This is a genomic window from Veillonella ratti, from assembly GCF_003992115.1.
GTDB classification, from domain to species: domain Bacteria; phylum Bacillota; class Negativicutes; order Veillonellales; family Veillonellaceae; genus Veillonella_A; species Veillonella_A ratti.
Genome location: NZ_RQUX01000009.1, coordinates 75,029 through 84,405 on the forward strand (window position 1 = coordinate 75,029; position 9,377 = coordinate 84,405).

Sequence of the window (9,377 nt, forward strand, 5' to 3'; positions counted from 1 at the left end):
TCGGTGAACTCTCTATCAACTAGAGTCCTTCACCTTACGGATTGCTTTTATTATTATAATTATCTGCTGGTCAGGATGACCGTAAACAACTTAATGTTCTTTACCCCCGGACCAATTATGTCAAAAATTACAGAATGTACTCGGACAAATCAACGTCTTGAACGATGGTGCCTAAGCGTTCTTCAACCATTTCAGCAGTAATGGTTACGTCTACTTCTTCAGCCGGTGGTGCATTGAAGGAAATATCCTGTAATAATTTCTCTAAAATCGTATGTAAACGACGAGCACCGATATCTTCTGTTTCATTATTTACGCGATAGGCCAATTCGGCGATTTTATCGATAGCTTCTTCTTTAAAGTGAATGGTCACTTTATCCGCTTTAAGAAGCATATGATATTGTTTTAATAATGCTTGTTGCGGCGTTGTCAAAATCTCTTTAAAGTCTTCTTGTGTCAAGCTGTTAAGTTCCACACGAATCGGGAAACGGCCCTGTAATTCCGGAATTAAATCGGATGGTTTCGACACATGGAAGGCACCGGCCGCAATGAACAAGATATGTTCCGTTTTAATCGGACCGTATTTTGTATTAACCGTAGCCCCTTCTACAATTGGCAAAATGTCGCGCTGTACGCCTTCACGAGATACATCCGGGCCGGATGCACCGCTACGCGCTGCAATTTTATCAAATTCGTCGATGAATACAATGCCTTCTTGTTCAGCCAACTCCACGGCTCGATCGGTAACAGCATCCATATCCAATAATTTCTGAGCTTCTTCCTGCACAAAGATTTTACGTGCCTGCCCTACAGTGGTATGGCGTTTCTTCTTTTTCTTCGGTAATAAATTACCGAACATTTCGGAAATATCGGTACCCATACCGTCAGGCGAACCATTTAAAGGCATAGCGAATGCTTTGGCCTGCTCTTCCACTTCAATTTCAATTTCACGGCTGTCCATTAGGCCATTCTTCAATTGTTCAAAGAACTGGGTACGTTTTTCAGACATTTCCGGTTCTTCTTGCTCTTTTTTTGCTTCTTCTTTTTCTGTATCTTCAGGATTGGCAAAAAGCATTTCCAAAGGATTGGTCATCTTTTTAGATTCCGACTCTTTTTTAGGCCAAAGAATCTGTAATAAACGTTTATTAGCTAATTCTTCCGCTTTTTCCTGCTGTCCTTCCATCATTTCTTCTTTAACCATGCGCACGGAGTTTTCAACCAAATCACGAATCATTTGGTCTACATCACGCCCCACATAGCCTACTTCGGTAAATTTAGTAGCTTCCACTTTAACAAACGGAGCCTTTACCAATTTTGCCATACGACGAGCCAATTCTGTTTTACCTACACCGGTAGGACCGATGAGTAAAATATTTTTTGGCGTATACTCTTCGCGCACATCTTCCGGCAATTGTTTGGCACGCCAACGATTACGCAAAGCAATGGCTACCATTTTCTTGGCTTCCGATTGCCCGATAACATATTTATCCAACTCCGCCACAATCTGACGCGGTGTAAAGTTATTAGTATCCATCAAAACCTCCAGAATAAGGCCGGCTACCTATGCCGATAGCGCGGTTCTGTTAACTGTAACATTAATAGCTGTAACGTTAATAGCTATAGCCAATACCGGTTATAACTATTCAGCCAACTCTTCAACAATAACATTATGGTTTGTATATACGCAAATATCGGCTGCAATATGAAGTGCTTTTTCAGCGATTTCACGAGCACTGAGTTCCGTATTAGCTGCCAATGCACGAGCCGCTGCCAACGCATAATTACCGCCGGAACCGATGGCACAAATACCGTCATCCGGTTCAATGACTTCACCATTGCCGGACACCAATAAAATGGTTTTACCATCTGTTACTAATAAAAGTGCCTCCAAATTTCGAAGCATTTTATCGCTGCGCCATTCTTTGGCGAGCTCTACGGCACTACGAACTAATTGCCCGTTATATTGGTTTAATTTAGCTTCAAATTTATCAAACAAAGTAAAGGCATCGGCAACGGATCCGGCAAAACCGGAGATAACCTTGCCATTGTATAAACGGCGCACTTTTTGGGCCGTATTTTTCATAACTACACTTTGTCCCATCGTAACCTGTCCATCACCGGCAATGGCAACAGATTTATCACGTTTAACGGCACAAATTGTAGTTGCGTGAAATTCTACACTCATTATAATTCCTCCTTCAGCGCCTTTAACGTATCCAACGCACGTTGCGCAATTAAGGCATTCTTTTCTTTCTTTTTGCGTACTTTCGCCGGCCATGGTTCCATTATACCAAAGTTAATGTTCATCGGTTGGAAGTCGGAGCCTTCATACGCACTGATGTAATGGCTCAAACCGCCCATCGCCGTAGTGCGTGGAAAGCTTACCGGCGCTTTTGCTTCTAAAATACGACTAACTTGAAGGCCTGCCATAAGTCCTGATGCAGCCGATTCCAAGTAGCCTTCGACACCTGTCATCTGACCGGCAAAGAATAATCTTGGATCTTCAATCAGTTGAAAGTATTCATTCAATAAAGTCGGTGAATTGATGTAGCTATTGCGATGCATTACGCCATAGCGGATAAACTCAGCATTTTCAAGCCCCGGAATCATGGAGAATACTCGTTTTTGCTCGCCCCATTTAAGATGAGTCTGAAAACCGACTAAATTAAACATGGTTGCTTCTTTATTTTCTTTGCGAAGCTGCACTACAGCATAGGATTCCTGATTCGTTCGTTTATCTACCAGGCCAACCGGTTTTAACGGACCGAAGCGTAAAGTATCAATACCGCGGGATGCCATGATTTCTACGGGCATACAACCTTCAAAGTATTGCTCTTTTTCAAACTCTTTGACTTCCGCTACTTCAGCAGTCGTCAAAGCATCCCAAAAAGCCTTGTATTCTTCTTCCGTCATCGGACAGTTCAAGTAATCCGCATCACCCTTGTCATAACGGGACGCAGCGAATACCTTGTCATAGTTAAGTGATTCGGCCGTAACAATCGGAGCGGCCGCATCATAGAAATAGAAATCAGCAGTCCCGGTTTTAACTTTTACCTGTTCTGCTAAGGCATCCGACATGAGCGGCCCGGCCGCTACGATAACAATGCCTTCCTTCGGTAATTCCGTCACTTCTTCGCGAATAACCGTTACCATCGGATGCTCCGACAGTTTCTTGGTTACCATTTCACTGAATAAATGGCGATCCACCGCCAAGGCGCCACCGGCCGGTACAGCCGTTGCATCGGCACAGGCCATAATTAAAGAATCAAGCTGACGCATTTCTTCTTTTAAAAGGCCTACGGCATTTTCTATATTTCCGGCCCGCAGGGAATTGCTGCACACCAATTCGGCAAAATTTTCTGTATGATGGGCCGGCGAAGTCCGTTGTGGCCGCATTTCATACAAAGTAACGGGTATATTGCGCTTAGCCAGTTGCCAAGCCGCTTCCGAACCGGCAAGTCCGGCTCCGATAATCGTAACTTTAGATGTAGTCACAATATCCTCCTTTTGATATTTCTATATTAATAATCTATTCGTTTTATGTTACTGACTTTTAGTTTTATTCTTCCGATTTCGAATCAGTTGTATTTTTCTCCCCTTCGTCAGCCTTTTTCTTACGAGTTCGTTTCTTAGGCTGCGTCGGACAATTTTCATTGGAACAGAACTTCTTCGTCGTACCGTTCTTGTATGTCTTTTCGGTCATAATACTGCCGCAAGTTTCACAAGTCTCGTTAATTGGTTTATTCCACAAGGTAAAGTCACAAGCAGGATATCTGTCGCAACCATAGAAAATACGACCACGTTTCGATTTGCGTTCCACAATCGTCCCTTCATGACATTTTGGACAGGTCACACCGGTGCTGACCGTAATCGGCTTAGTATTTTTACATTCAGGGAAATTGGAGCACGCCAAGAAACGGCCGAAGCGACCGAATTTATACACCATAGGATTGCCGCAAACATCGCAGATAACATCGCTTTCTTCATCGGCGATTTTAACCTTATCTACTTCATTCGCTTCATCCAATTCCTGAGCAAACACAGTATAGAATTCACTTAAAACATCCTGATAGGTTTCTTCACCACTGGCAATATCATCCAGATCTTTTTCCAAATGAACGGTGAAGTCTACATTGATAAATTTTTCAAAATGAGCAATCAAGAAGTCAACCACTACAAAACCCAGTTCGGTTGGTACAAATTGCTTATCCTGTTTTTCCACATAGTTACGGGACATAATTGTATCGATAATCGGTGCATATGTACTTGGACGACCAATACCGCGTTCTTCCAACGTTTTAATGAGGCTGGCTTCCGAATAACGAGCGGGCGGTTGTGTAAAATGTTGTTCCGGTAAAATTTCTTTATTCGCTACCGTATCGCCTTCCGCCATAATAGGAATTAATTTTGGTTCATCCCCATCTTTTTTAGCTTCTTCATAAACTTCCGTAAAGCCTTTAAATACTACTTTACTACCGGATGCACGTAATTTATAGTCACCGACCTGTAATTGGGCCGTTACGGTTTCCGATTGTTGCGGTGCCATCTGGCTCGCCATAAACCGATTCCAAATCAAAGTATACAACTTTAATTCATCACGACTGAGGAAGGGCTCTACCATTTTAGGTGGTAATTCAAGCGAAGTAGGTCGAATCGCTTCATGCGCATCCTGACTGCTTTCCTTCGTGCCGAACACATTCGGTTTAGCCGGATAATATTCTTTGCCAAAATGATTTAGAATATATGTCTTCGCAGCCTGTTGCATTTCAACGGCAATACGGGTAGAGTCGGTACGCATGTAGGTAATTAAACCGACATGGCCGTAGCCACCGATTTCAAGACCTTCATATAAATGCTGAGCAATCATCATAGTACGCTTGGCGCCGAAATTCAACTTGCGGACACCTTCCTGTTGAAGCGTGGATGTGGTAAACGGTGCCGGAGCTTTGCGAGAACGCTTGCGACGCTCTACTTTGATGACTTCCGCAGTCTTACCCGCAAGGTCTGCCTTTATAGCTTCTGCTGCTGCTTCATCAGGAATGGTAATTTTTTCATCACCCTTATGTGTCAATTCAGCCGTAAAGCTTTCCTTATCCACCGTCATATATTGACCTTCAATGGACCAATATTCTTCCGGAATAAAGGCTTGAATTTCTCGTTCTCGTTCGCAGATTAATCGAACGGCTACAGACTGTACACGGCCGGCACTGAGGCCTTTACATACTTTACGCCATAATAAAGGACTTAATTTATAACCTACAATACGGTCCAACATACGACGAGCCTGTTGGGCATCCACCATATTTTTATCAATCGTGCGAGGCGAATTAATCGCTTCCGCCACGGCATGCTTTGTAATTTCATTAAATGTGATACGACATTTGGAAGCTTCATCCACATTCAGTATATAGGCTAAATGCCAAGAAATGGCTTCCCCTTCACGGTCCGGGTCAGTCGCCAGTAAAATGGCTTTTGATTCGTCCGCATCATGTAATAATTCTTCAATCAACTTTTTACGAGTCGTCAAATTAGAATAACGCGGTATAAAACCGTTTTCAATATCAATACCAAGCTGACTTTTTGGTAAGTCACGTAAATGGCCCATACTTGCTTTAACAATATATTCTGGACCTAAGAATTTTTCAATAGTTTTAGATTTTGCCGGTGATTCCACAATCACCAACGTTTTACCATCCGGATTATACGTACGAGGTGGCAATGTTTTCGCTAAATCACCTACAGCCTGCATAACCGGTTTGGCTTTCCCCTTGGCGGTAACCGCCACTTTGCCTTCCAAACGGCGTTCTTCTTTTTTACCAGTTGCGGTGTCTTTCTCACCGATTACGATTGAACGTTTAATGGACAAACTGATTCCTCCCGAATTCCAATATTATATACCCTTTTGAAGCAGTTCGTTCAATGCACTGCTTAAGTTCTAAGGACAATAAACTCAAATGGAGGGCTCCCTCTGAAAGTTTCGTCGTCATAGCTAATGTTTCCAACGATGTTTCTTTTTCATTGGATAATGACGCTAAAATCTTTCGTTCCTCCAAACTAAAGCTTAACACACCAGCGCCTTTATGGCTACTGCTTTTTTCCTCACCAACGCCTTCAAAGCATTGCCAATTATACATATCAGGCACTTGAGACGGCTTTATTAATAAAATAGCTCCCTCTTCTAAAAGCCAATGATTACCTGCAAATTCATTAGTCAATATATTCCCCGGCACGGTGAAAACATCTCGCCCTTCGTTGTTGGCCATATCGGCGGTAATCAATGAACCACTGCGCGACTTGGCTTCTACTACTATAACACCTCGCGAAAGTCCACTGATGATGCGGTTACGCATGGGAAAGAATCCCGCCTTAGCTTGTACACCGGGACCATATTCCGACAATAAAAGGCCATCATTTTCAATTATCTTTTGAAATAAACGGGCATTACTTCGTGGATAACTTTGATCCAGACCACAGCCCATAACAGCGATAGTCTGACCATGACCCTTTAGAGCCCCTTCATGAGCATACGAATCAATACCACGGGCACCACCACTGACGACAGCGATACCGTACCGAGCCAGTTCAGCCGCAAATACAGTGGCTACATTGCGCCCATAGGGCGTACAATTACGGGCTCCCACCATAGCGATTTTACGAGGATTTTTAAAAGCCTTTAAATTGCCGCGATAAAATAAAACTTGCGGCGGATTAAATATTTCGCGTAATTCTTCAGGATAAGCTTCATCGACAAAGCCAACTACCTGAATCTGATAATGCTTCAAATCATGCTCAAGCTTGCCTAAATCCATAGCTAGTATACCTTTTACCAAAGCCGATTTATATTGCTTTTTAACCTGCAAAGTATCGTCAACCGCTTTATCTTTTTCTACGCTTTGCCATAGTTCCATAGGTGTACCATAACACTTTAAGGCTTCGCTAATTGTTACACTTCCTATACCCGGCAAACTTCCTAAAGCGGCTAAAATAAGTCGATCGTCAGTTAATTCTGTTGCTTGCACCATACTATACTCCCCGTTCCCATAAATTTATAAACAATATATACTCGCTATACGAAATTCAGCAGATTATGTAATGTCTTTAACTTTAATAATAACTTCTATTTGATGTTCACCTGAGCATTTAATCTCTTTAGTTCTTACATGCGATAGCTCAATGCTTCCGCTACGTGTGAAATATCTACCTGTTCTGCGCCGGCCAAATCGGCAATAGTCCTGGCTACCCGTAAAATCTTGTCATAGCTGCGTATGCTAATGTCTAAATTTTGAAAAGCCTGAGCTAAAACTTGCTGCGCTTCATCTGTCACCTCACAGGCAAGCATCAACTGACCATGACTTAGTTCACTATTAAGCAAGACTCGATTACCGTCACTAAAATCTAACGCTGTAGAACGTTTTCGTTGAATTTCACGAGCGCTGATAACACGTTCACGAATGGTTGCTGACGTTTCAGCATCACCAACAGCCTGTAATTCTTCATAGGTAGGTCTCGTTACATGAATCACCATATCGATTCTATCCAATAGTGGTCCCGATAAGCGTTTAACATAACTTTCAATTTGCCACGGCGTACAAGTACAAGTATGACCTTCACCACCATCATGCCAGCCACACGGACAGGGGTTCATGGCCATCAATAAAATGAAGCGGCACGGATACGAGAATGTACCATTGGCCCTCGAAATATGGATAACCCCTTCTTCCAAAGGTTGGCGCAAGACTTCCAGTACCGATCGTGAAAATTCCGGTGCTTCATCTAAAAATAAAACACCTTCATGACTCAACGTTAACTCACCCGGTTTTGGAATGCTTCCGCCTCCGGCCATGCCGGCCAACGTAATAGTATGATGAGGACTGCGAAATGGTCGTACCTGCATCAGGCCTTCCGTCGGCAATAAACCGGCCACACTATAGATGCGACTGATGCTGAGCTGTTCTTCTTCGGTCAAAGGCGGCAATATGGACGGCATAGCTTTAGCCAGCATAGTTTTACCGGCCCCCGGCGAACCGGTAAGCAGTACGTGATGGCCACCGGCAGCGGCTATCTCAAGGGCTTTCTTTGCTATAATCTGACCTTTTACTTCTGAAAAATCGGAAAGTCGCTGCAGCGAATGAGTACCTTCTGTTGCGGGCTTTGCCATAATCTCCGGTATTTTCCCAAGAACCATAGCGACCAAATCTTTGAGACTCGACGCCACCACCACGTCACCACCGAAACCATGCTTCATTTCGGTACCATTATCGGGCGCTGTATATAGTTTTTGTATATTTTGTTCTCTTGCACCAAGAGCCAATGCCAAAGCACCGGTCGTCCCTTTTAAATGCCCCTCTAAGGATAGTTCCCCAATAAATATTGTATTTTCAGCCAAATCTTCTCTTTTGGCGGTATTAAGCGGAATAGCCTCCGAAGCCAACAAAACGCCCATAGCAATGGCTAAATCGAGGCCTGAGCCGTCTTTGCGAATATCCGCCGGTGCCAAATTAATGACAATCCGTTTCATAGGAAACTCAAAGCCTGCATTGCGAATGGCCGCGCGAACCCGTTCTTTGGCCTCTCTTACTGCGGCCGTGGGTAAACCTACTATTTCAAAACAAGGCAACCCCCTTGCTATATCGACTTCAACGGTCACCACTTTGGCCGCCAGACCATATAGAACTATCCCTTTAGTTTTTGCATACATACCCTAACATCCCCTATAAATACCGACATTCCCTTTAAATTTAAGCGTCTCCTATTAATACCAGATTATTTCCATTTACTCACTAAAATGAGCCTGTTATTTAACAAAAACACCCTTTTAAATGGCGTATTTGAAATCGATCATGATGAAATACATATACTTCAATAACATCAAAACGAATCGGTATATCCCCACTACTGTACTGCTCTAAATAAAGTTCCGTACTGCGTCGAATATGATTTTGCTTTAATGCTGTAACAGCCTCACAGGGAAGCCCGTACTTCTTACTGCGCCGCGTTTTTACTTCTATGACAATCAAAATCCCCGCTTTTTTGGCAATAATGTCTAACTCCCCATAACGAGTCCGCACATTACGGGCCACTAATTCATATTCATTAGAGCATAAATATTCACATGCTTTTGATTCCCCATACTGTCCCAATTCTTTGTTAGTCAAAAATAACAGCCTCCCGATTTCTATGTAAAGCAGATTCCATATGGTGCTGAATTATGGTTTCCCTTTGTTCAAAACATTGTTTAGTATCTGCTTATTACCTTATCAGTTATTGAAAGAACTGTAAATCCTTGTACTTCAAAACTCATTTTAGGCCTATAGGACATTTTGAGTTGGTTTTTAGACCGATGAGACTAGTATTTATCTAGTCTTATCGGTCTTTTAAAA

At 42.9% G+C, this 9,377-nt stretch carries 7 protein-coding genes; all 7 read right to left on the reverse strand.

What is annotated here, in order from left to right; all coding sequences use genetic code 11:
* Positions 1–127: 127 nt before the first annotated feature.
* Positions 128–1,531 (reverse strand): ATP-dependent protease ATPase subunit HslU, encoded by a 1,404-nt coding sequence (gene hslU, locus EO124_RS05505; protein ID WP_127058688.1) that lies wholly within the window; start codon positions 1,529–1,531, stop codon positions 128–130.
* Positions 1,532–1,636: 105 nt separating this feature from the next.
* A complete protein-coding gene (gene hslV, locus EO124_RS05510; protein ID WP_127058689.1) occupies positions 1,637–2,182 on the reverse strand; it encodes an ATP-dependent protease subunit HslV in 546 nt (181 codons plus the stop codon).
* Positions 2,182–3,492, reverse strand: a complete 1,311-nt coding sequence (gene trmFO / locus EO124_RS05515) for a methylenetetrahydrofolate--tRNA-(uracil(54)-C(5))-methyltransferase (FADH(2)-oxidizing) TrmFO (protein ID WP_127058690.1) — start codon at positions 3,490–3,492, stop codon at positions 2,182–2,184. Before trmFO ends, hslV begins: the two co-directional genes overlap by 1 nt.
* Before the next feature lie 64 nt (positions 3,493–3,556).
* On the reverse strand, positions 3,557–5,863 hold the full coding sequence (topA, locus tag EO124_RS05520; RefSeq protein WP_127058691.1) for a type I DNA topoisomerase: 2,307 nt from the start codon (positions 5,861–5,863) through the stop codon (positions 3,557–3,559).
* The gene (gene dprA / locus EO124_RS05525; RefSeq protein WP_127058692.1) at positions 5,853–7,019 is read right to left on the reverse strand and encodes a DNA-processing protein DprA; all 1,167 of its coding nucleotides are present in this window, start codon (positions 7,017–7,019) and stop codon (positions 5,853–5,855) included. The genes topA and dprA overlap by 11 nt, the downstream gene beginning before the upstream one ends.
* A gap of 134 nt (positions 7,020–7,153) precedes the next feature.
* Positions 7,154–8,695: a YifB family Mg chelatase-like AAA ATPase gene (locus EO124_RS05530; protein WP_127058693.1), complete on the reverse strand. Its 1,542-nt coding sequence runs from the start codon at positions 8,693–8,695 to the stop codon at positions 7,154–7,156.
* Between the two features lie 100 nt (positions 8,696–8,795).
* On the reverse strand, positions 8,796–9,152 hold the full coding sequence (locus tag EO124_RS05535; protein WP_127058694.1) for a YraN family protein: 357 nt from the start codon (positions 9,150–9,152) through the stop codon (positions 8,796–8,798).
* Positions 9,153–9,377: the final 225 nt, after the last annotated feature.

Coding starts and splice junctions, on each gene's coding strand:
- hslU (WP_127058688.1), bottom strand. CDS start 1,531: ATGGATACTAATAACTTTACACCGCGTCAGATTGTGGCGGAGTTGGAT.
- hslV (WP_127058689.1), bottom strand. CDS start 2,182: ATGAGTGTAGAATTTCACGCAACTACAATTTGTGCCGTTAAACGTGAT.
- dprA (WP_127058692.1), bottom strand. CDS start 7,019: ATGGTGCAAGCAACAGAATTAACTGACGATCGACTTATTTTAGCCGCT.
- EO124_RS05530 (WP_127058693.1), bottom strand. CDS start 8,695: ATGTATGCAAAAACTAAAGGGATAGTTCTATATGGTCTGGCGGCCAAA.